The sequence below is a fragment of the Streptomyces gobitricini genome, assembly GCF_039532985.1.
In the GTDB taxonomy this organism is placed as follows: Bacteria; Actinomycetota; Actinomycetes; order Streptomycetales; family Streptomycetaceae; genus Streptomyces; species Streptomyces gobitricini.
This window is the reverse complement of sequence record NZ_BAAASR010000014.1, coordinates 152,021-173,743: the sequence shown is the minus strand read 5'-3', so window position 1 is coordinate 173,743 and position 21,723 is coordinate 152,021. Positions and strand designations below refer to the sequence as shown.

Sequence of the window (21,723 nt, the reverse complement as noted above, 5' to 3'; positions counted from 1 at the left end):
GTCAGGCGCGCTCGGCGGCGAGTGCGCGGACCGCGTCCGCGAACGCCTCGCCCCGCTTGTTGTAGTTGACGAACATGTCCATCGAGGCGCAGGCCGGGGCGAGCAGGACCGTGTCCCCGGGCCGGGCGAGCGCCGCCGCTTCCCCTACCGCCGCCGACATCGCCCCAGTGTCGGTCCGGTCGAGGTCGACCACCGGTACCTCGGGGGCGTGTCGCGCGAGGGCTTCCCTGATCAGGGCGCGGTCGGCGCCCATGAGGACGACGCCCCGCAGCCGCTTGGCCGCCGTGGCGACCAGCTCGTCGAAGGTGGCGCCCTTGGCGAGGCCCCCGGCGATCCAGACGATCGGGTCGTACGCCGCCAGCGACGCCTCGGCGGCGTGCGTGTTGGTGGCCTTGGAGTCGTCGACGTACCGGACGCCCTCGATCTCCTCGACGAGCTCGATGCGGTGCGGGTCGGACCGGAAGGCCCGCAGGCCGTCGCGTACGGCGGTGGCCGGGACGCCGAAGGCGCGGGCCAGGGCCGCGGCGGCGAGCGCGTTGGCGATGTTGTGCGGGGCCGGTGGGTTCACGTCGGAGACCTGGGCGAGCTCCTGGGCCTGCTTCTGCCGGTTCTCGACGAAGGCGCGGTCCACCAGGATGTCGTCCACGACCCCGACCTGGGAGGGGCCGGGCGTACCGAGGGTGAAGCCGATGGCGCGGCAGCCCTCCTCGACGTCGGCGCCCCGCACCAGGTCCTCGGTTGCCTTGTCCGCGACGTTGTACACGCAGGCGACCTGGTTGCCCTCGTAGACGCGGCCCTTGTCGGCGGCGTACGCCCCCATGGAGCCGTGCCAGTCGAGGTGGTCGGGCGCGAGGTTGAGGACGGCGGCGGAGTGCGCGCGCACGGAGGGTGCCCAGTGCAGCTGGTAGCTGGACAGCTCGACCGCGAGGACGTCGTACTCCTCCTCGCCGAGAACGGCGTCCAGGAGGGAGACGCCGATGTTCCCGACGGCCGCGGTCCTCAGCCCCGCCGCCTCCAGGATGGCGGCGAGCATCCGCACGGTCGTGGTCTTGCCGTTGGTGCCGGTGACCGCGAGCCAGGGCGCGGCGTCCGGGCCGCGGAGCCGCCAGGCCAGCTCGACGTCGCCCCAGACCTCCACGCCCGCCTCGGCGGCCGCGGCGAACAGCGGCTTGCCGGGCTGCCAGCCGGGCGTGGTGACGACCAGTTCGGTGCCCTCCGGCAGGGTGTCGCCGTCGCCGAGCCGGACGGTGACGCCCTCCGCCTCCAGCTCGGCCGCCTGCGCCCGGGAGCGCTCGTCGTCGCCGTCGTTGACGACCGTGACACGCGCGCCCAGGCCGGCCAGGACACGTGCGGCGGGGATGCCGCTGACCCCCATGCCGGCGACGGTGACGTTCTTGCCCTGCCAGGAGGTACTCACTTGTCGGCTGCCCATCCCGCGTAGAAGAGTCCGAGTCCGACGATGACGCACATGCCCTGGATGATCCAGAACCGGACCACCACCAGGACCTCGGACCAGCCCTTGAGTTCGAAGTGGTGCTGGAGCGGCGCCATCCGGAAGACCCGCTTGCCGGTCATCTTGAACGAGCCGACCTGGATGACGACCGACATGGTGATGAGGACGAACAGGCCACCGAGGAGGGCGAGCAGCAGCTCCGTGCGGGAGCAGATGGCGAGGCCCGCGAGCGCGCCGCCGAGGGCGAGCGAACCGGTGTCACCCATGAAGATCTTGGCGGGTGAGGTGTTCCACCACAGGAAGCCGAAGCAGGCGCCCATCAGGGCGGAGGCGACGACGGCGAGGTCCAGCGGGTCGCGCACCTCGAAGCAGGCGTTGGGGTTGGTCAGCGTACCGGCGTTGGCGCACGACTCCTGGAACTGCCACAGCCCGATGAAGGTGTACGCGCCGAAGACCATCACCGAGGCACCGGTGGCGAGGCCGTCGAGACCGTCCGTGAGGTTCACGCCGTTCGACATGGCCAGGATCATGAACAGCGCCCAGACCACGAACAGCACCGGGCCGATGGACCAGCCGAAGTCGGTGATGAAGGAGAGCTTGGTGGAGGCCGGGGTCTGGCCGCGGCTGTCGGCGAACTGAAGCGCCAGGACGGCGAAGGCGATGCCGACGATGAGCTGGCCGGCCATCTTCGCCTTTGCCCGCAGGCCGAGCGAGCGCTGCTTGACGATCTTGATGTAGTCGTCGAGGAAGCCGACGAGGCCCATGCCCGCCATCAGGAACAGCACCAGGACACCCGAGTAGGTCGGGTCCTCCCCGGTGATGACCTTGGCGAGCGCGTACGCGATGAGCGTGGCGAGGATGAAGGAGATACCGCCCATGGTGGGCGTGCCCTTCTTGCTGCCGTGCGTACGCGGGCCGTCGTCCCTGATGAACTGCCCGTATCCCTTGCGGGCCAGAAGCTTGATCAGCAGCGGCGTGCCGATCAGGGTCAGGAAGAGCCCGATGGCTCCCGCGAAGAGGATCTGCCTCATCGGCCGGTGACCTCACCCTCGGTGGTGTTCTCGAGCAGTGCCTGTGCGATCCGCTCGAGCCCGACCGACCTTGATGCCTTCACCAGCACGACGTCTCCCGGGCGCAGCTCACTGCGCAACAGGTCGATCGCCGCCCGTGCGTCGGACACGTGCACCGACTCCTCACCCCACGAACCCTCGTTATATGCGCCCAGTTGCAGCCAGGACGCTTCCCTGCCCCCGACTGCGACGAGCTTGCTGACGTTGAGCCGGACGGCGAGCCGTCCGACCGCGTCGTGCTCGGCGAGCGCCTCGTCCCCCAACTCGGCCATCTGGCCGAGCACCGCCCACGTACGGCCCCCCTTGGCGTGTGCAGCCTTGCCCATGGCCGCGAGCGCGCGCAGGGCGGCTCGCATGGACTCGGGGTTCGCGTTGTAGGCGTCGTTGACGATCGTCACACCGTCCGGACGCTCGGTGACCTCCATGCGCCAGCGGGAGAGGGAGCCCGCCTCGGAGAGCGCGCTGGCGATCTCGTCGACGGGCATGCCCAGCTCATGGGCGACGGCGGCCGCGGCGAGCGCGTTCGACACGTGGTGCTCACCGTACAGGCGCAAGGTCACGTCACTGCACCCGGTGGGTGTGTGAAGCCGGAAAGAGGGCTGTCCGGTCCCCGTGAGCCGGACGTTCTCGGCCCGTACGGCGGCGTTCTCGGATTCTCCGAACAGCGTCACGCGCGCGTGGGTGCGGCTCTCCATGGCCCGTACGAGGGGGTCGTCCGCGTTCAGGACGGCGATGCCGCCCGCTTCGGCGGACGGCAGGGCCTCCACCAGCTCGCCCTTGGCCTGGGCGATCTGCTCCCGGCCGCCGAACTCGCCGATGTGGGCGCTGCCGACGTTCAGGACGAGTCCGATCGACGGCGGGGTCAGTTCGGTGAGGTAGCGGATGTGGCCGATACCGCGCGCTCCCATCTCCAGGACGAGGTGCTCGGTGTCCTTATCCGCGCGCAGCGCGGTGAGCGGCAGGCCGATCTCGTTGTTGAGGGAGCCGGGCGTCCAGACGGTGGGGCCCTTGCGCTGGAGCACCTGGGCGATCAGGTCCTTGGTGCTGGTCTTTCCGGCCGAGCCGGTCAGCGCCACGACCCTCGTGCCCAGGCGCCCGACGACCACGCGGGCGAGCGCCCCGAGGGCCGTTTGGACGTCGTCCACGACGATGGCGGGCACCCCGACCGGGCGGGTGGCCAGCACGGCCGCCGCGCCCGAGTCCACGGCACGCCGCGCGTAGTCGTGGCCGTCGACGTTCTCTCCGGCGAAGGCGGCGAAGAGGGAGCCGTGCTCGACCTGACGGGAGTCGATGACGACGGGACCCGTGACCTGAATGGCCGGATCCGGTATGTCGTGCGACTGCCCGCCGACGATTTCGGCGATCTCGGCGAGGGAGAGGGCGATCACTACTTCATCCCTGACTGTTCTGGATTGCTTCGCGAAGGACCTGGCGGTCGTCGAAGGGGCGTACCACTCCCGCGATGTCCTGACCCTGCTCGTGGCCCTTGCCGGCGATCAGCACGGTGTCACCGGGCCGGGCGCGCGCCACGGCGGCGGCGATCGCGGCGGCCCGGTCCTCGAAGACGGCGACCTCGCCGCGTTCGTGGGCGGGCACCCCGGCGGCGCCGGCGAGCATGGTGGCGAGGATCGCGAGGGGGTCCTCGGAGCGGGGGTTGTCGGAGGTCAGTACGGCGGTGTCGGCGAGGCGTGCGGCGGCGGCGCCCATGGGTCCGCGTTTGGTGACGTCCCGGTCGCCGCCACAGCCGAGGACGATGTGCAGCTTGCCCTCGGTGACCTTGCGCAGTGAGCGCAGGACCGATTCGACGGCGTCCGTCTTGTGGGCGTAGTCGACGAGCGCGAGGTACGGCTGGCCCGCGTCGACGCGCTCCAGGCGGCCGGGCACGCCGGGGACGGCGGCGACACCGTCGGCCGCGGTCTGGGGGTCGATCCCGGCCACGGCGAGGGTCACGACGGCGGCCAGGGCGTTGGCGACGTTGAACGGGCCGGCCAGAGGTGCCTTGGCGCTGACGCGCTCGCCCTCGGGGCCGATGATGGTGAAGGTGCTGCCCAGGGCGCCGATTTCGACGTCCTCGGCGCGCCAGTCGGCGTCGGGGTGGCCCTCGGCGGAGAAGGTGACGACGGGGACGGTCGCCTCCTTGGCCAGCCTCCTGCCGTACTCGTCGTCCTGGTTGACCACTCCGAGGCGGCTGCGGCGCGGGGTGAACAGCTGCGCCTTCGCCTGGAAGTAGTCCTCCATGTCGGAGTGGAACTCCATGTGCTCCGGGCTGAGGTTGTTGAAGACGGCGACGTCGAAGACGCAGCCGTCGACCCGGCCGAGCACGAGGGCGTGGCTGGAGACCTCCATGGCGACCGCTTCGACGCCGCGTTCGCGCATCACCGCGAACAGGGCCTGGAGGTCGGTGGCTTCCGGGGTGGTCCGCTCGGACTTGATCCGCTCGTCCCCGATGCGCATCTCGACCGTGCCGATGAGCCCGGTCGGGCGGCCGGCGGCCTTGAGGCCGCCTTCGACGAGGTAGGCGGTGGTCGTCTTGCCGGAGGTGCCCGTGATGCCGATCTGGAGCAGGCCGTCGCCCGGCCGGCCGTAGATGTCGGCGGCGAGCTCACCCATCCGGCCGCGCGGGTCCTCGGTGACCAGGACCGGCAGGCCTGTCACGGCGGCGCGTTCGGCGCCGGTGGGGTCGGTGAGGATCGCGACGGCACCGAGGCGGGCGGCCTGGCCGGCGAAGTCGGCACCGTGCAGGCGGGAGCCGGGGAGGGCCGCGTACACGTCTCCGGGGCGCACGGCCCGGGAGTCGTGGGTGATGCCGGTCACCTCCGCGCCGCCCGGCGTGGGAATGCCCAGCCGGTCTGCCAGCTCGCCCAGGGGTGTGGGGCGGGCGTGGTCCGGCCGGGGCGCCCCGGGGCGTTTCGCGGGGGTGTCCGTCGGGGAAGTTCGGGACTGATCAGCGTGTGGCACGGCGGTGAGCGTACCGGGCGCACCCGTCATCGGGCTAAATGAGGGCGCCTGGGCAGCGTGGTCACCGGATCGGTTCCGGGGGTCGGGCGTGGTGGTTGTCACTGGTTGCTCCCGTCGGCTCACTCGCCGGGTTTGAACGTGACCGGCATCCGGGGTGCGGGTTTGCCGGTGGGTGCGACTTGCAGGGTCTTGAGGGCGAACTCCATGACCTTCTTGTAGATGGGGCCGCAGATCTGGCCGCCGAAGTAGCTGCCCCTGGTGGGGTTCTGGATGACGCAGTAGACGGTGATCTGCGGGTCGTCGGCGGGGGCGAAGCCCGCGAACGAGGCGGTGTAGCCCTTGTAGCGGCCGAGTTGGGGGTCGACCCGGTTGGCGGTTCCGGTCTTGCCGGCTACGCGGTAGCCGGGGATGGCGGCCTTGGTCCCGGTCCCCTCCTCGTCGTCGACGACCGATTCGAGCATGGCGGCGAGCGTTTTGGCGGTCTTCTCGCTGACGACCCTGGTCCGTTCGGGGGCGGGCGCCGGGGTGAAGCGGCCGTCGGGTCCCTTGGTGCCGCGTACGAGGGTGGGCTCGATGCGTACGCCGCCGTTGGCGATCGTCGAGTAGACGGACGCCGCCTGCATCGCGTTGATGGACAGGCCCTGGCCGAAGGGGATCGTGTACTGCTGCGAGGTGGACCAGTCCTGCGGTTTGGCCAGGATGCCCGAGGTCTCGCCGGGGTAGCCGAGGCCGGTGGGGCTGCCGAAGCCGAACTTGCGCAGGTAGGAGTGGAGGACCCGGTTCGCGTGGGCCTGGGTGGGGCCCAACTGGCCGGTGGCCAGGATGGTGCCGATGTTGCTGGACTTGGCGAGGACGCCGTTGAGTGTCAGGTACCAGGTGGGGTGGTCGATGTCGTCCTTGAACAGCCGGTCCCCGCGGTGGAGCCGGTTGGGCACGACGACATGGGTGGACGGCGTGGCGGCGCCTTCCTCCAGGACGGCGGCCATCGAGATGACCTTGGCGGTGGAGCCGGGTTCGTAGGCGTCCTGGAGGGCGGCGTTGCCCATGGCGGCGGCGTTGGCCTGGGAGAGGTCGTTGGGGTCGAAGCCGGGTGCGTTGGCCATGGCGAGGACCTCTCCGGTCCGGGCGTTCTGCACTATCACGTAGCCCCGGTCCGCCTTGGACTCCTCCACCTGCCGGGTGATGGCCTGCTGGGCGGCCCACTGGATGTCCCGGTCGATGGTCAGCTCGATGTCGGAGCCCGGTACGGCGGGGGTCTCGCGGGCGCCGACGGTGGGCACCCGGCGGCCGCCCGACTGGGCGTACTTGATCTTGCCGTCCTTGCCGGCCAGCTCCTTGTCGAGCATGGACTCCAGGCCGCCTCCACCGCGGCCGTCGGCCTTGACGAACCCCAGTATCCCGGCGGCGAGGGTGCCGTTGGGGTACACGCGCTTGCTGCTGGGTTCGGTGAAGATGCCGGCGAGGAGGCTGACGCCGGTGCCGCTCCCCCTCTTCTCCGTGCGGGCCTTCTCGGCGAAGACCTTCTTCAGGTCCTTGATCTGGTTCCAGACCTGCGGGGTCTGACGGCGGGCCAGCAGCGCGTAGCGGGACTTGGGCGTCTTGAGCTTGGCGACCAGGTCGGCGGGGTCCTTGCCGAGGATGGGCGCGAGGAGGGCGGCGGCCTGCTCCGGGGCGTCGGGGACCTTGCTCTCCCCGGGCGTGAACATCTTCGGGTCGGCGGTGATGTCGTACGCGTCGACGCTGGTGGCCAGCGCGATCCCGGCGCGGTCGGTGATCTCCCCGCGCTCGGCGGAGAGCGTGTACTCCTGGTACCGGTTCTTCTCGGCCCTGGCCGCGTACGCGTCGGCGTCGACCGCCTGGACCTGGAGGAGGCGCACGACGAAGACCAGCATGACGAGCGTCAGGCCGAGGCTGACCAGCCGCAGCCGGGGCCTGGGGCTGCCCAGCCGGATGGTGCCGGCCCTGGCGGGCGGCCGGGGCGACTGACGCGGACGCCGGGCGGGCGGGCGGCCGGGGGCCGGAACGCGGCGGCGTGGGGGCTGGGTGGGGGGCACTGCGTCACCTGCCGGGCGTCGTCGGGGCGGTGGGCGGGGCGGGCTCGGCCGTCGCCTTGCTGGGTACGCCCCGGACCGTGCCGTCGGGACCCAGGAAGGCGGGGCTGCCACCGGGCACCATGCCGAGCTCACGGGCCCGGCGCTCCAGCGCGTCGGGGGCGGAGCGGTCGTCCACGTCCCGCTGGAGCTCCTGCTCCTCGTCGGTGAGCTCGGTGGTCCTCTTCTTGAGCTCACTGAGCCGGAAGGAGCCCTCGTTGAGGGAGGAGTTGAGCAGCAGGAGGGTGATCAGGCCGCCGCCCAGGAGCAGGACGACCAGCAGGACGAAGGGGGTGCGGGCCGCTGTGCTCGGTCCGGACGGCATGAGCCGCGCGAGCCGCGCCGCCCGTCCCTTCAGCGGTCCCGCCTTGGTCACCTGTCCTCCCGGTTCGCCCCGCCGTCGTCCTCGTGGTCCATGTCGCCGCCCCGTCCGTGCGCGCCGCCGGGCCCGCCGCTCACAGGCGGTCCTCCCGGATCCGCTCGGCGCCCCGGAGCCTGGCGGGGGCGGCACGGCGGTTCTCCGCGACCTCTTCCTCCGTGGGAAGTTCGGCGCCGCGCGTCAGCAGCTTGAGCTTCGGCTGGTAGCGCTCCGGCACGACGGGCAGCCCCGGCGGCGCGGTGCTGGTGGCGCCGGCCGCGAAGACCTGCTTGACCAGCCGGTCCTCCAGCGAGTGGTAGGAGAGGACGGCGATCCGGCCGCCGACCGCGAGGGCCTCGACCGCGGCGGGGACCGCCCGTTCCAGGACGGTCAACTCGCCGTTGACCTCGATGCGCAGGGCCTGGAAGGTCCGCTTGGCGGGGTTGCCGCCGGTCCTCTTGGCGGCCTGCGGGAGGGCGTCACGGATGAGCTCGACGAGCCGGGCGCTGTTGGTGAACGGTTCCTTCTCCCGTTCCCGTACGACCGCCGCCACGATCCGCTTCGCCTGCTTCTCCTCGCCGTACTGGCGCAGGATGCGGACCAGCTCGCCGGGCGGGTAGGTGTTGAGCACCTCCGCCGCGCTGATGCCGGTCGTCTGGTCCATCCGCATGTCGAGCGGGGCGTCCTGCGCGTAGGCGAAGCCGCGGCCGGCCTCGTCGAGCTGCATGGAGGACACGCCCAGGTCGAACAGGACGCCCTGGACGCGCGGGACGCCGAGCCGGTCCAGTACGCCGGGAAGCTCGTCGTACACGGCGTGCACGAGGGTCGCGCGGTCGCCGAACCCGGCGAGCCGCTCGCCGGAGAGCCTCAGCGCCTCCTTGTCCCGGTCGAGTGCGATCAGCCGCGCCTCGGGGAAACGGGCCAGCAGCGCCTCACTGTGACCGCCGAGGCCGAGGGTGCAGTCGACGACCACCGCCCCCGGTCGCGCCAGCGCGGGTGCCAGCATGTCCAGGCACCGCTGGAGCATCACCGGGACGTGTCGGGTCTCGCTCATGCGCGACCCTCGCTGCGCTCGCTCATGCGCCCTCTCAGATTCGGCGCGGCGTACGTACTGCCGGGTCCCCGCCCGCTCAGGAAGGGGAGGTCCGCCGGCGCCGGAAAAGCGTCGGCCGACCGGCGAGCGGGAGGAGGCCGAGCCGTACGTACCGCCGCACACGCGGGGGAGAAACTGCGGATTCGCTGGGATTCGCTCGATGTCTCCGTGAACTTCGCGTCACTTTAGTCCACTCCCCCGCCCGGTCAATCAACCGGGCAGCGCGTCGCGCGGGGCGGCCGCACGAGGGGGCGATCCAGCGCGACCCGCCGGACACGCGGGGCACCGTTCACCCTTGTGGGTTACCTCACAACAAGGTGCGTTGATGTTCTTTGTCCCCTCTCACAGCGAGCCGTAAGGGCTCGTGACCATTACCGTCATACCCATGTCGACTTCCGCATCCGCGCACCCCTCGCCCAGTCCGATAGCCGACGGCGGCTCGGTCACGGACCGTCTCGTCGAGGCCAACCGTCGTTACGCCGCCGACTTCACGGACCCCGGGATGGACGCCCGCCCCGTGCTGCGGGTCGCCGTGGTCGCCTGTATGGACGCCCGGCTGGACCTGCACGCGGCGCTCGGCCTGGAGCTGGGTGACTGCCACACCATCCGCAACGCGGGTGGCGTCGTCACCGACGACGTGATCCGCTCGCTCACCATCAGCCAGCGCGCCCTCGGCACGCGCAGCGTGGTGCTGGTGCACCACACGGGCTGCGGTCTGGAGTCCCTCACCGAGGACTTCCGCCACGAGCTGGAGCAGGAGGTCGGCCAGCGGCCCGCGTGGGCGGTGGAGTCCTTCCGCGACGTCGACCAGGACGTACGGCAGTCCATGCAGCGGGTGCGCACGTCTCCGTTCCTGCCGCACACCGATGACATCCGAGGGTTCGTGTTCGATGTCAGGACGGGACTCCTGCGCGAGATCCACCCGGCTTCCTGAGGCTTCCCGGCACCGGCCACCCACCCGGATCATGCCATCCCCGACAAATCGCACGCGGTTGTCCACAGCCAAGTGACACGTACGGGTAGCGGCAACAAGAATGCGGGGGGTGGCACCGCTCCTGAATGGTTCTGAGACGGTGTCCGTGTTTCAAGGGTGGACCGTGCCGTCAGTCGCGCACGGCCCATGGAACGGGCCGAGGAGGGCCGTGTGACGACCTATGACGATCGAGCGAGCCTCACAGATCTGACCACCACCGCGGAACGGGTCCGCAGGTCGGTGGAGAGCGTGATCGAAGGCAAGCCTGAGGTCGTACGGCTTTCGCTGACCGTGCTGCTCGCCGAGGGACACCTCCTGATCGAGGATGTCCCCGGCGTCGGCAAGACCATGCTGGCCAAGGCGCTGGCGCGGTCGATCGACTGCTCCGTACGGCGTATCCAGTTCACGCCCGACCTGCTGCCGTCGGACATCACCGGTGTCTCGATCTACGACCAGCAGCGGCACGAGTTCGAGTTCAAGCCGGGCGCGATCTTCGCGCAGATCGTGATCGGCGACGAGATCAACCGCGCCTCGCCCAAGACCCAGTCGGCGCTGCTGGAGTCGATGGAGGAGCGCCAGGTCACCATGGACGGGCAGAGCTACGAACTGCCCGACCCCTTCATGGTGGTGGCCACCCAGAACCCGGTCGAGATGGAGGGCACCTACCCGCTGCCCGAGGCCCAGCGCGACCGGTTCATGGCCCGCGTCTCGATCGGTTACCCGAGCGCCGAGGCCGAGTTGCGGATGCTCGACGTCCACGGCGGGGTGTCGCCGCTGGACGACCTGCGGCCGGTGGCGCACGCCCACGACATCGTGAAGCTGATCGACGCGGTGCGCACCGTCCATGTCTCCGAGGCGGTCCGGCGCTACGTCGTGGAGCTCGTCTCCGCCACCCGCACCCACCCGGACCTGAGGCTCGGCGCCTCGCCTCGCGCCACTCTGCACCTGCTGCGCGCCGCCAAGGCGTCCGCCGCGCTCAACGGCCGTGACTACGCGCTGCCGGACGACGTCCAGGCGCTGGCCGTCGCCGTCCTGGCGCACCGGCTGCTGCCCACGGCCCAGGCGCAGATGAACCGGCGTACTTCCGAGCAGGTCGTGCGGGACATCCTGCAGCGCGTCCCGGTACCCACGGCGGCGCCCCCCGCCGCGGCGCCGAACGGCGGCCCGATGGCCGGCTCCCCGATGGCCGGCTCCCCGCTGTCCGGCGGCCGGCTGCCGGGCGGCCCGGTGCCCGGTGGTCCGGGCACCGGCGCCCCGCTGTACGGCCAGCAGCAGCCCGGCGTACGGCGGCTGTGATGACGGCCGGGGGGCCCGCCGCCCAGGACGGCGAGACCACGGGCGGGGTACGGGCCGCCTTCGGGGGGCTGACCACGCGCGGCCGGTCCTTCCTGGCCGCCGGTGTCGCCGCGGCGGTCTGCGCGTACGTGCTGGGCCAGGGTGACCTGCTGCGCGTCGGGCTGCTGCTCGCCGTGCTGCCGCTGGTCTGCGTGCTGGTGCTGTACCGCACCCGTCACCAGGTGGCCGGCAGCCGGCGGCTGTCGCCGCGGCGGGTGCCGGCCGAGGCCGAGGCGCGCGTGCACCTGCGCATGGAGAACGTCTCCCGGCTGCCCACGGGGCTGCTGATGCTCCAGGACCACGTGCCGTACGTGCTGGGGCCGCGGCCCCGGTTCGTGCTGGACCGGGTCGAGGCCGGCGGGCGCCGTGAGGTGTCCTACCGGGTGCGGTCGGACCTGCGCGGGCGCTATCCGCTCGGGCCGCTCCAGCTCCGCCTGAGCGACCCGTTCGGGATGTGCGAGCTGACCCGTTCGTTCAGCGCGTACGACACGCTCACGGTCGTACCGCGCACCGAGCCGCTGCCGCCGGGCCGGCTGCCGGGCGAGGCGTCGGGGTACGGCGAGGGGCGGCAGCGTTCACCGGCCCTGGCCGGCGAGGACGACGTCATTCCCCGCGAGTACCGGTACGGCGACGACCTGCGGCGGGTGCACTGGCGGTCGACGGCGAAGTACGGCGAGCTGATGGTGCGCCGGGAGGAGCAGCCGCAGCGCGCCCGGTGCACGGTCCTCCTCGACACCCGCGAGGTGGGCTACCAGGGCTCCGGACCGGACTCCGCCTTCGAGTGGGCGGTGTCCGGCGCGGCCTCGGTGGTGGTGCACATGCTCGAACAGGGCTTCTCGGTGCGGCTCCTGACCGACGAGGGCAGCCCGCTGCCCGGGGACGGGCCCGACGGGATCACCGGCTCCACGCAGGACTCCGCCGAGGCGGCGGGCCTGATGCTGGACGCGCTCGCGGTGGTCGACCACTCCGACGGGGCCGGTTTCTCGCGCGCGTACGACCTGCTGCGCGGCGGGAGCGAAGGGTTGCTGGTCGCCTTCATCGGCGACCTGGACGAGGAGCAGACGGCGATGGCTGCCCGGATGCGGCAGCGCAGCGGCGCGGCCGTCGCCTTCGTCCTCGACAGCGGCACATGGCTCACCGGCGGTGCGGTGGCCGGAACCGTGGAGGACAGGCTGCGGCGGCTGCGCGAGGCGGGATGGACGGCGATGGCCGTGCCACCCGGGGCGTCGCTCGCCGAGCTGTGGCGGCACGCGGGCCGGGCCCGCACGGCGCCGGGTACGACGGGTGACGGCAGGAGCGGCATGACCGGGGTATCGGGGGGTTGGTCATGAGCGGTCGCGGGAGGCTGGCGCTGTGCGCCTTCGCCGCCACGCTGATGGCGGCGGGCGCGTTGCTGCCGCTGGTCGATCCGGCCACCTGGATCGTCCAGGCCGCGCTGCTCCTGGCGGTGCAGAGCGGGGCGGGCGCGCTGGTGCGGCGGTGGTCGTCGGCACGGGCCCTGACGGTGTCCGTCCAGGCCCTGGTGGCCCTGGTGGCCCTGACGGTCGTCTTCGCCCGGGACCAGGCGGTGGCCGGTTTCCTTCCCGGGCCGACCGCCGTCCAGCAGTTCGGTCTCCTGCTGACCGCGGGCACGGAGGACGTGGGACAGTACGCCATCCCGGCGCCCGCGACGGACGGCATCCGGTTGATGCTGGTCGGTGGCGTGCTGGTGATCGGGCTGCTGGTCGACGCCCTCGCGGTGACCTTCCGCAGCGCCGCTCCGGCGGGGCTTCCGCTCCTCGCGCTGTACTCGGTCGCCGCCGGGCTGTCGGACGGCGGGGCGAGCTGGCTCTGGTTCCTGCTGGCCGCCACCGGCTACCTGGTGCTCCTGCTGGCCGAGGGCCGTGACCGGCTGTCCCAGTGGGGGCGCGTCTTCGGCGGCGCGCCCCCGTCCCGGACAGGCCGGGGAGCGGCACGCCCCGCGGCGTCGGGCGGCGGGCCACCGGCTCCCCTGCGGACCGGGCGGCGCATCGGTGTGGTGGCCCTGGGCGTCGCCCTGGCGGTGCCGGCGGCGTTGCCGTCGCTCAGCGGCGGTCTGCTGAACGGCAACGGTCCGTCGGGCGGGCCGGGCGGAGGCCTGATCACCGCGATCAACCCGCTGGTGTCCCTCCAGGACAACCTGACCCAGCCCGAGGACCGCGAGGTGCTGCGCTACCGCACCAACGCGGAGGAGACGTCGGAGCTGTATCTGCGCCTGACGTCCCTGGACGATTTCGACGGCGGGTCCTGGAAGCTCACCGAACGTCCGCTGGGCGACGTGCCCGAGCGCCTCCCGCAGCCGACGGGGCTGAGCGGAGACGTCAGCACCTCGGAGATCACCACCAGTGTCTCGGCGGCCGGCGCGTACGAGCAGTCGTGGCTGCCGCTGCCCTACCCCGCGACCGAGGTCGAGGCGGACGGGCGCTGGCGGTACGAGCCGGTCGGACGCACCCTCGTCGGCGACAAGGGCCAGACCACCAAGGGCGTCCGGTACACGGTGAGCAGCCTGCTCGTGAACCCGACCCGGCAGCAGCTGGCCGACGCCCCGCAGGCCCCGCCGGAGCTGGCCCGCAAGTACACCGAGGTGCCCGGTTCGCTGCCGCCGGACGTGCGGTCGACCGCGGCCCGGGTCACCAAGGACGCGGCGAACGACTACGAGAAGGCGGTCAAGCTCCAGGACTGGTTCGCGGTGGAGGGCGGCTTCCGCTACGACACCGAGGTGTCGTCGGGTACCGGCTCCTCGGCGATCTCCCGGTTCCTCAAGGACAAGGAGGGGTTCTGCATCCACTTCTCCTTCTCGATGGCGGCGATGGCCCGCACCCTGGGCATTCCCGCGCGGGTCGCGGTCGGTTTCACACCGGGCACGCCGCAGCCGGGCGGCTATATGTCGGTCGGCATCCGCGATGCCCACGCCTGGCCCGAGCTGTACTTCGAGGGCGTGGGATGGACCCGCTTCGAGCCCACGCCCACACGCGGCTCGGTGCCCGAGTACACCCGGCCGGAGACCCCGGCGGACCGGCCGAGCACCCCGGCGGAGCCGACGGAGAGCGCCGCCGCGGTGCCGTCAGCGCGACCTTCCGCCCAGGACAGCTGCCCGCCCCAGGCGCGGCGGCTGGGCGACTGCGGTGACACCGAGAAGCAGGGCGTCGCCGCGCCCACCGACTCCGGCCCGCCGCTCGGCATGATCCTGCTCGTCGTCGCGGGGGTGGCCGCGGTGGTACTGATACCGCTCCTGCCGCTGCTGTGGCGCCTGCGGGTACGGGCCCGGCGCCTCGGTACGGCCGGGCGGGGCTCCGAGGAGGTGGCCGCCCGGACGCTGGCGGCCTGGGCGGAGATCAACGACACGGCCTGGGATCACGGCATCGTGCCGGACGAGTCGCAGACGCCGCGCGGGACGGCCGAGCGGATCGTCCGGCTCGGCAAGCTGGACGGGGCACCGGCCGAGGCCGTGCACCGGGTGGCCGGTGCGGTGGAGCAGGTCCTCTACGCCGCGCGTCCTCGCCCCGCGGCAGGACTGGCCGAGGACGCCGCCCGGATCCGCGAGGGGCTGGGAGCCGGAGCGGGCCGGGCCGGCCGGCTGCGGGCGCTGCTGGCCCCGCGCTCGGCCGTCCGGGTGGTGTGGGCGGTCCTGGGCGCCTGGACGGGGCTCACGACCCGCTGGGCGGACCGGCGCCGCCGCCTGGTCGCCCACTGGTCCTCCGTCCTCCGCCGCCCCTCCCGGCAGCGCGGCTGACCCGACCGGGTGCCGGGGGCACCTTCCGCGCCAGGCTCCGGCCCCCGCAGGGCCGGGGCCTGGCGCGTTCCCGGCCCGCCGTCGGGGTCTGCCCCCGGGCGGGGTGCGCGCCCCGCGGCGGCCAGGACCGGACGCGGCCGGACGAGGACGGGCGGGCGGTCCGCATGCCGGGCGGGGGGATCCGGCGCGCCCGGGGAAGCGGGGGCCGGGGCGTGCAGCCGGGATCGGCGCCGGGGGGGGCGGCCGCCCACAGCGACGGCACAGGGTTGCGAGCGGGTGCGCCGCCCCTGACCATTCCGGGCGGCCGCCCGGCTCATTCCCGGGGGGCCCGGGCTCCGGCAGGACGTGGTCGAACGGCCGGGCGAGCGCCTGGGCGCAGCGGCGGCTGGGTGAGGGTGCGCCCCGGCGGCCCGGCATCGCGGGCGCGGGCTTCAGGACCCGGAGCGGGTCCCGGGGCGTCCAGCGGGACGGTCGGCCGGGCGGCCCGCCACCCCGCGCCGATCGCTGCGGTCGGTACCGTGCCGCCGGCAGGCGCGCGGGCGGCCAAGTGGGCGACCGGGCATCGCGCGGGCGGCCAAGCGGGGTCACATGGTGGCGGGCGGGCGCTCGACGGGGCGCCGCCACAGGGGGGCCGGCCAGGAGCCGGTGGGCTGACGGCCCGGCTCCTGGCCGGTGGGCGCTCAAGGGGCACCACCAGGCTCACCTGACGGTACGGGTGAGGGGCGCCCGCCCGAAGCGGTCGCCCCTCACCCGTACTCACGCTGTGGCGCGGCCTCGCGGCCGGGCGTTCAGTGTCCTTGTTCGTCGCGGCGGCGCTGCCACCGCTGCTCGATCCGGTTCATCATCGAGCGTCGCTGCCGCGGCTGCCGGCTCTCGGCCGTGCCTCCGTCGGCCTGCTGCTCGCCGGGTTTCGGCGCCTTGCGCCAACCGGTGACCGCGAGGACCGCACAGCCGAGCATGACGAGGAACCCCACCACGCTGATCCAGATCTGCTGCGCGACCATTCCGGCCATGAGGAGCGCGATACCCACCAGGAAGCCTGCGACAGCCTGGTAGACCCGTCGCCGGGTGTGTGTACGCAGCCCGCTTCCCTCGAGCGCTGTCGCGAACTTGGGATCTTCGGCGTACAGCGCTCGCTCCATCTGCTCGAGCATTCGCTGCTCGTGCTCCGAGAGCGGCACGGAGTCCTCCTCGTCGTCGGTCGCTGGGGGCGACCGGTATGCGGCCCTTTCAGGATAGGCAGGGATTCGCCCCCGTGAAACCCGCCCTGTGCCTTTCACCGATCGGGCCGCCATGCCGGTTCGGGTGGTGAGGCGTTGATTCCCCGTCCTCCGATCCGTCATGCCGGATGGTGTCCCTCGATCATACGGGGATCCTGGCGCCAACGGGGGGCCTGTGGCGTACTGCATCTGCGGCTGCGCCGCTGATCAGCCCGCTGGTCGGCTCAGCCGCGCTTTTCACCCAGCACGTGCAGTTGGGTGGCGACCGACCGGAAGGCGGGCAGTTCGGCCGCTGCGGCCTCCAACTGCAGGAGCGCGTCCAGAGCGCCGGGCTCGGTGTCGACCAGCACTCCGGGCACGAGGTCGGCGAAGACCCGCACACCGTGGACGGCGCCGACCTCCACGCCCGCCGCCTCGACGGCCTCGGTCAGCTGCTCCGCCGTGAAGCGCCGCGGGACGGGGTCGCCCTCGCCCCAGCGGCCGGCCGGGTCGGCCAGCGCGCGGCGGGCCTCGGTGAAGTGCCCGGCGAGCGCCCTCGCCAGGACGGCGCCGCCGAGTCCGGCCGCCAGGAGACTGAGCGCGCCGGAGGGCCGCAGCGCCTCCACGGCGTTGCGCACGCCCTCCGCGGGGTCGTCCACGTACTCCAGGACGCCGTGGCACAGCACCGCGTCGTACCCCTCGCGCGCGACGACGTCGAACAGGCCGTGGATGTCACCCTGCACACCCCGCACCCGCTCGGCGACGCCCGCCTCGGCGGCGCGGCGCTCCAGGGCGAACAGCGCGTTGGGGCTGGGGTCGACGACGGTGACCCGGTGACCGAGCCGTGCGACGGGCACGGCGAAGTTTCCGCTGCCACCGCCGGTGTCGAGGACGTCCAGGCTGTCCTTGCCGGTCGCCTTGACCCGGCGGTCGAGGGCGTCCTCGAGGACGTCCCACACCACGGCGGTACGAAGGGAGGCGCGGGGGCGCTGCGGGTCCGACACGGCAGTTGACTCCTCGGTGACGGTTACGAACGCTTCCCACCCTATGGCCTCACGGGCCGTGTCCGGTCACTCCGTTCACGGGGTCCGGCCCCGCCTCCCTCGCCCTGGGCTGCGGCAACACGGGGTGGGGCAGCAGCAGCCGCTCCACCAGGCCCAGGAACATGGTCACGTCGCGGATCAGGTCGTCGGCGTCGCGCTTGCCGGCCGCGCCCGGGATGCCCGCTTCCGCGCGCGCCCGGCGGGAGGCTCCGGAGGCGAACAGGGTGCTCCACTCGGTCAGCTCGGGCGCTATCTCCGGGAGCACCTCCCAGGCACTGCGTATCTGCTGCCGTTTGCGCGGGGTCGACTCCGGGCGGCCTCGCACGGCGAGCACGGCGGCCGCGGTCCGGAGCGCGGCGAGGTGGGCGGTGGCATACCGCTCGTTGGGGGTCTCGAGGGTGCTCGCCTCCTCCAGGCCCGCGCGTGCCTGGTCGAGCAGGTCGAGGGCGGCGGGTGGCGCCGAGGCGCGACGCAGCACGGGGTGGACGTCGCTCGCCGACGCGTGGCTACCGGCCATGACGAACCTCCTGTCGTCGTGTAACGGCACTACGACCGTATGTGCCCATCGTGCAGGCCCCCACTGACAATCCGTCCTGACCTGGCCTTTTGCCTCGACCGGAGGAGACGAGTATTTTGCACTGACCAGTCAGTTCAATAGGGATGGGGGGCTCGTGGACGGCCAGGACCACGACCTGGAAACTCCGGACGAGCGGGACACGGACGCCGGGGCGGCCGAGGGCGGAAGCGGCACCGAGGACAGAAGCGGTACCGGCGAGGAGCGGAGCACGGGGGCCTCCGGCGACCGGCAGCACCCCGGGGCGGCCGTGGTCGCGGAGGGTTTCGGCCTGAAGGGGCCGCGCGGCTGGGCGTTCCGCGGTGTGGCGGTGCACGCCCCGCCCGGCTCTCTGGTGACGATCGAAGGCCCGTCCGGCTCCGGCCGCACCTGCCTGTTGCTGGCCCTGACGGGACGGATGCGCGCCGCCGAGGGCCGCGCGGAGGTCGGCGGACTGGCACTGCCCCGCAAGATGGCCGCCGTACGACGGCTCAGCGCGCTCGGTCCGGTACCCGGGGTCAGCGACCTCGACCCCGCCCTGACCGTCGCTGAGCACCTGCGCGAGCGCGCCCTGCTGCAGCGCCGCTTCGACGGCTCACCGCTGGCCCTGCTGCGCCCGCGCGCCGAGCGCGCCGCCGCCTCCCGCGCCCGCGTCGACGCCGCCCTGAAGAGGGCGGGCCTGGACCTGGAGGCCCTGCCCAAGGCGGAACGCACCTCCGTACGAGACCTGGAGCGGCTGGAGGCCCTGCGCCTGTCCATCGCCCTGGCGCTGATCGGCGAGCCGCACCTGCTGGCCGTCGACGACACGGACCTCAAGCTCTCCGGCACCGACCGCTCCGAGGCCTGGTCACTGCTCCGGTCGGTCGCCGGCGGCGGTACGACCGTCCTGGCCGTGTGCAGCGAGGCACCCGGCGGCACCACCGTCATCCGCACCACCGGCACGGCGGCGGACGAGACCGGTACGACCGCCGCGTCCAGGCCCGCGGCCGGCGCCGCGACCGCTGGGACCGCGACCACCGGGACCCGGCCCCAGACCCAGACCGAAATTCGAGACCGAGACTGAGAAGGGGGCGGCCGATGCGCTCGCCGAAACTGGCCGCGCTTGAGCTGAAGCGGTTCGGCAGGGGCAAGCTGCCGCGCGCCGCACTCGTGGCGATCCTGCTGCTGCCGCTGCTGTACGGCGCCCTGTACCTGTGGTCCTTCTGGGACCCGTACGGCAGGCTGGAGAAGCTGCCCGTCGCCCTCGTCAACGAGGACAGGGGCGCCACCGCGGACGGCAAGAAGATCACCGCGGGTGACGACCTCACCAAGAACCTGCGCGAGAGCAAGGTCTTCGACTGGCACGAGGTGAGCGACGACGAGGCCCGGGAGGGCGTCGAGAACGGTACGTACTACCTGTCGCTGACCATGCCCGGCGACCTCAGCGAGCGCATCGCGTCCAGCTCGGGCGACGCGCCCGAGACCGGCGCCCTTCAGGTGCGTACCAACGACGCCAACAACTACGTCGTGGGACAGATCTCGCGGACGGTGTTCGCCGAGGTCCGCACGGCCGCCTCGACGAAGTCGTCCCGCTCGTTCCTCGACAGGATCTTCATCAAGTTCTCCGACCTCCACGACGCCACCGAGAAGGCGGCCAAGGGGGCCGACGAGCTCAAGAGCGGGGCCGCGAAGGCCAAGAAGGGCTCCAAGGACCTCTCCGACGGTCTCACCGACGCCAAGAAGGGCAGCGGCGAACTGGCCGGCGGGCTGAAGAAGCTCGATTCGGGCGCGGCCGACCTGGAGACGGGCGCCCGTCAGGTCGCCGCCGGCACCCAGGTGCTCGCCGACAAGGTCAACGGCGTGGCCGCCGACGTACGTCCGTACCTCAGGGACAACGGCAAGAAGATCGGCGACTCCGCCCGTCTGGTCTCGGACTTCTCCCAGGGCCTGCGCAACAGCCTCGACCTCGTCGTCAAGAGCGGTCCCACGCTGAGGGCGGGCGCGCACGTGGCGGCCGACGAGATCGCCGCCCTCCACAAGGAGGAGTGCGAGGACACGCCGCTGCCGGACACCAAGCTGTGCCCGAAGATGGAGCGGGCCAAGGTCGCGTCCGCCGACGTGGCGAAGATCGCCGACGACCTCGGCGTCCTGGCCGAGGACAGCAATGGTGACCTCAAGAAGCTCGACGCACAGCTGAAGGACCTCCAGACCAAGGCGGACGCCCTGGCCAAGCGGGCGCCCGACCTCGACGCGGACCTCGCCTACGCCGTGAGCAAGATCAACGAGCTGAACACCGGCGCCCGCGCGGTCGCCACCGGCGCGGACACCCTGCACACCGGCCTGACCAGCGCCAAGTCGGGCTCCACCGAGCTCGACAGCGGGGTCGGCAGGCTGAAGAAGGGTGCCGGGGAGCTCGACAGCGGCCTGTACAAGCTCGCCGACGGTTCCACCGAGCTGGCCACCGGCCTCAACGACGGCGTCGGCAAGATCCCCGACTACGGCAAGGACGCCCGCGACCAACGCACCGAGGTGATGGCCGACCCGGTCAAGCTCGCCTCCCAGTCGCTGCACAAGGCGCCCAACTACGGCACCGGATTCGCCCCCTACTTCATCCCGCTGTCCCTGTGGGTGGGCGCCATGGTGGCGTACATGCTGATCCAGCCGCTCAACCGCCGCGCGCTGGCCGCCGGTGCCTCCGCGTGGCGCATAGCGCTGGCCGGCTGGCTGCCGGTGGCCACGATCGGCGTACTCCAGGTGGCCGCCCTGATGTCCGTCCTGCGCTGGGCTCCGGGTCTGGGCCTGGAGATGGCCCGCCCCGCCGGGACGGTGGCCTTCCTGCTGCTGGTCACCTGCTGCTTCGCGGCGATCATCCAGTGGCTCAACGCCCGCTTCGGCGCGGCCGGGCGCATCCTCGTCCTCGCCCTGCTGATGCTGCAGCTGACGTCGGCCGGCGGCACCTACCCCGTGCAGACCAGCCCCGGCTTCTTCAACGCGATCCACCCCTTCCTGCCGATGACGTACGTGGTCGAGGCGCTGCGGCGGCTCATCACCGGCGGCGGTCTCGACCCGGTCTGGCAGGGCTGCGCCGTCCTGGCCGCGTTCACCGCCGGTGCCCTCGCCCTGACGGCCGTCTCCGCGCGCCGCAGGCAGGTGTGGACCGTCGATCGCCTGCACCCGGAGCTGAGCCTGTGAGAATCGACGTCATGGACACCCGGAGCAACAGACGGCAGGCCACCCGCACCAAGCTCTACGAGGCCGCTGTGACCCTCATCGCCGAGCAGGGCTTCTCGGCGACGACAGTGGACGAGATCGCCGAGCGCGCCGGGGTGGCCAAGGGCACGGTCTACTACAACTTCAAGAGCAAGACCGAGCTCTTCGAGGAACTGCTGCGGCACGGCGTCGGTCTGCTCACCGAATCCCTGCGGACCGCCGCCGACGGGACGGCCGCGCGGGGCGGGACCAGGGTGGAGGCGCTGGACGCGATGATCCGCGCGGGCCTGGTCTTCATCGACCGCTACCCGGCCTTCACCCAGCTGTACGTGGCCGAGCTGTGGCGCACCAACCGCGCCTGGCAGTCGACCCTCCTGGTGGTGCGGCAGGAGGCCGTCGCCGTCGTGGAGACGGTGCTGCGGGAGGGCGTCGCGGGCGGTGAGCTCAGCGACGAGATCGACATTCCGCTGACCGCCGCCGCGCTGGTCGGCATGGTGTTGGTGGCGGCCCTGGACTGGCAGGCGTTCCAGCGGGAGCGCTCCATCGACGACGTCCACGCGGCCCTCTCCCGGCTGCTGCACGGGCGCGTCAGCGGCCGCTAGGCGACCGGCGGGGCAACCGCCCGTGCCCTCGGAGGGAGAGTGGGCCGTACATGCCG

Annotated in this window: 17 protein-coding genes; 7 read left to right on the top strand and 10 right to left on the bottom strand. The window is 72.6% G+C overall.

Annotated elements, in window-relative coordinates; genetic code table 11:
• Position 1 precedes the first annotated feature (1 nt).
• The 7 genes from murD to rsmH form a co-directional block, all read right to left on the bottom strand.
• Positions 2-1,432, bottom strand: coding sequence for a UDP-N-acetylmuramoyl-L-alanine--D-glutamate ligase (gene murD / locus ABD347_RS12280; protein WP_344360115.1), 1,431 nt, complete (start codon positions 1,430-1,432; stop codon positions 2-4).
• Complete coding sequence (gene mraY, locus ABD347_RS12275; protein ID WP_064071648.1) at positions 1,414-2,484, bottom strand: phospho-N-acetylmuramoyl-pentapeptide-transferase; 1,071 nt, start codon at positions 2,482-2,484, stop codon at positions 1,414-1,416. Before mraY ends, murD begins: the two co-directional genes overlap by 19 nt.
• On the bottom strand, positions 2,481-3,911 hold the full coding sequence (locus tag ABD347_RS12270) for a UDP-N-acetylmuramoyl-tripeptide--D-alanyl-D-alanine ligase (RefSeq protein WP_344360112.1): 1,431 nt from the start codon (positions 3,909-3,911) through the stop codon (positions 2,481-2,483). The genes mraY and ABD347_RS12270 overlap by 4 nt, the downstream gene beginning before the upstream one ends.
• Before the next feature lie 4 nt (positions 3,912-3,915).
• Positions 3,916-5,583, bottom strand: a complete 1,668-nt coding sequence (locus ABD347_RS12265; RefSeq protein ID WP_344360111.1) for a UDP-N-acetylmuramoyl-L-alanyl-D-glutamate--2,6-diaminopimelate ligase — start codon at positions 5,581-5,583, stop codon at positions 3,916-3,918.
• Positions 5,584-5,600: 17 nt separating this feature from the next.
• Positions 5,601-7,535 carry a peptidoglycan D,D-transpeptidase FtsI family protein gene (locus ABD347_RS12260; RefSeq protein WP_344360110.1) on the bottom strand — a complete coding sequence of 645 codons (1,935 nt, stop codon included), beginning with the start codon at positions 7,533-7,535 and terminating at the stop codon, positions 5,601-5,603.
• 4 nt (positions 7,536-7,539) lie between these two features.
• A complete protein-coding gene (gene ftsL / locus ABD347_RS12255; RefSeq protein WP_079137316.1) occupies positions 7,540-7,947 on the bottom strand; it encodes a cell division protein FtsL in 408 nt (135 codons plus the stop codon).
• A 79-nt stretch (positions 7,948-8,026) separates the two neighbouring features.
• Positions 8,027-8,983 (bottom strand): 16S rRNA (cytosine(1402)-N(4))-methyltransferase RsmH, encoded by a 957-nt coding sequence (rsmH, locus tag ABD347_RS12250; RefSeq protein ID WP_344360109.1) that lies wholly within the window; start codon positions 8,981-8,983, stop codon positions 8,027-8,029.
• 424 nt (positions 8,984-9,407) lie between these two features.
• Between rsmH and ABD347_RS12245 the strand changes: the two genes are divergently transcribed.
• From ABD347_RS12245 to ABD347_RS12230, 4 genes are all read left to right on the top strand, one after another.
• Positions 9,408-9,956, top strand: a complete 549-nt coding sequence (locus tag ABD347_RS12245) for a beta-class carbonic anhydrase (protein ID WP_344360107.1) — start codon at positions 9,408-9,410, stop codon at positions 9,954-9,956.
• Between the two features lie 210 nt (positions 9,957-10,166).
• A complete protein-coding gene (locus ABD347_RS12240; protein WP_344360105.1) occupies positions 10,167-11,291 on the top strand; it encodes an AAA family ATPase in 1,125 nt (374 codons plus the stop codon).
• Positions 11,291-12,661 carry a DUF58 domain-containing protein gene (locus ABD347_RS12235; protein WP_344360103.1) on the top strand — a complete coding sequence of 457 codons (1,371 nt, stop codon included), beginning with the start codon at positions 11,291-11,293 and terminating at the stop codon, positions 12,659-12,661. Before ABD347_RS12240 ends, ABD347_RS12235 begins: the two co-directional genes overlap by 1 nt.
• Positions 12,658-15,081, top strand: coding sequence for a transglutaminase TgpA family protein (locus tag ABD347_RS12230; protein WP_344360101.1), 2,424 nt, complete (start codon positions 12,658-12,660; stop codon positions 15,079-15,081). The genes ABD347_RS12235 and ABD347_RS12230 overlap by 4 nt, the downstream gene beginning before the upstream one ends.
• A gap of 788 nt (positions 15,082-15,869) precedes the next feature.
• Here ABD347_RS12230 and ABD347_RS12225 read toward each other — a convergent pair.
• The 3 genes from ABD347_RS12225 to ABD347_RS12215 form a co-directional block, all read right to left on the bottom strand.
• On the bottom strand, positions 15,870-16,262 hold the full coding sequence (locus ABD347_RS12225) for a DUF3040 domain-containing protein (RefSeq protein WP_344360099.1): 393 nt from the start codon (positions 16,260-16,262) through the stop codon (positions 15,870-15,872).
• A 263-nt stretch (positions 16,263-16,525) separates the two neighbouring features.
• Positions 16,526-17,284 (bottom strand): methyltransferase, encoded by a 759-nt coding sequence (locus ABD347_RS12220; protein WP_344360098.1) that lies wholly within the window; start codon positions 17,282-17,284, stop codon positions 16,526-16,528.
• A gap of 49 nt (positions 17,285-17,333) precedes the next feature.
• Positions 17,334-17,840, bottom strand: a complete 507-nt coding sequence (locus ABD347_RS12215) for an SAV_6107 family HEPN domain-containing protein (RefSeq protein WP_344360096.1) — start codon at positions 17,838-17,840, stop codon at positions 17,334-17,336.
• A 307-nt stretch (positions 17,841-18,147) separates the two neighbouring features.
• On the opposite strand from ABD347_RS12215, the gene ABD347_RS12210 reads away from it, so the two are divergent.
• Genes ABD347_RS12210 through ABD347_RS12200 form a run of 3 tightly spaced genes read left to right on the top strand, consistent with a single transcriptional unit; the run spans position 18,148 to position 21,667 of the window.
• Entirely contained in the window at positions 18,148-18,939 is a 792-nt protein-coding gene (locus ABD347_RS12210) for an ATP-binding cassette domain-containing protein (RefSeq protein ID WP_344360210.1), read from the top strand.
• Positions 18,940-18,953: 14 nt separating this feature from the next.
• Positions 18,954-21,047, top strand: coding sequence for a YhgE/Pip family protein (locus ABD347_RS12205; RefSeq protein WP_344360095.1), 2,094 nt, complete (start codon positions 18,954-18,956; stop codon positions 21,045-21,047).
• A gap of 11 nt (positions 21,048-21,058) precedes the next feature.
• Positions 21,059-21,667: a TetR/AcrR family transcriptional regulator gene (locus ABD347_RS12200; protein WP_344360093.1), complete on the top strand. Its 609-nt coding sequence runs from the start codon at positions 21,059-21,061 to the stop codon at positions 21,665-21,667.
• The last annotated feature ends 56 nt before the right edge of the window (positions 21,668-21,723 follow it).

What these genes read in the sequence shown, in the direction of transcription:
- murD (WP_344360115.1), bottom strand. Translation starts at nt 1,432, where the DNA reads ATGGGCAGCCGACAAGTGAGTACCTCCTGGCAGGGCAAGAACGTCACC.
- mraY (WP_064071648.1), bottom strand. Translation starts at nt 2,484, where the DNA reads ATGAGGCAGATCCTCTTCGCGGGAGCCATCGGGCTCTTCCTGACCCTG.
- rsmH (WP_344360109.1), bottom strand. Translation starts at nt 8,983, where the DNA reads ATGAGCGAGACCCGACACGTCCCGGTGATGCTCCAGCGGTGCCTGGAC.
- ABD347_RS12245 (WP_344360107.1), top strand. Translation starts at nt 9,408, where the DNA reads ATGTCGACTTCCGCATCCGCGCACCCCTCGCCCAGTCCGATAGCCGAC.
- ABD347_RS12235 (WP_344360103.1), top strand. Translation starts at nt 11,291, where the DNA reads ATGACGGCCGGGGGGCCCGCCGCCCAGGACGGCGAGACCACGGGCGGG.
- ABD347_RS12230 (WP_344360101.1), top strand. Translation starts at nt 12,658, where the DNA reads ATGAGCGGTCGCGGGAGGCTGGCGCTGTGCGCCTTCGCCGCCACGCTG.
- ABD347_RS12215 (WP_344360096.1), bottom strand. Translation starts at nt 17,840, where the DNA reads ATGGCCGGTAGCCACGCGTCGGCGAGCGACGTCCACCCCGTGCTGCGT.
- ABD347_RS12205 (WP_344360095.1), top strand. Translation starts at nt 18,954, where the DNA reads ATGCGCTCGCCGAAACTGGCCGCGCTTGAGCTGAAGCGGTTCGGCAGG.
- ABD347_RS12200 (WP_344360093.1), top strand. Translation starts at nt 21,059, where the DNA reads ATGGACACCCGGAGCAACAGACGGCAGGCCACCCGCACCAAGCTCTAC.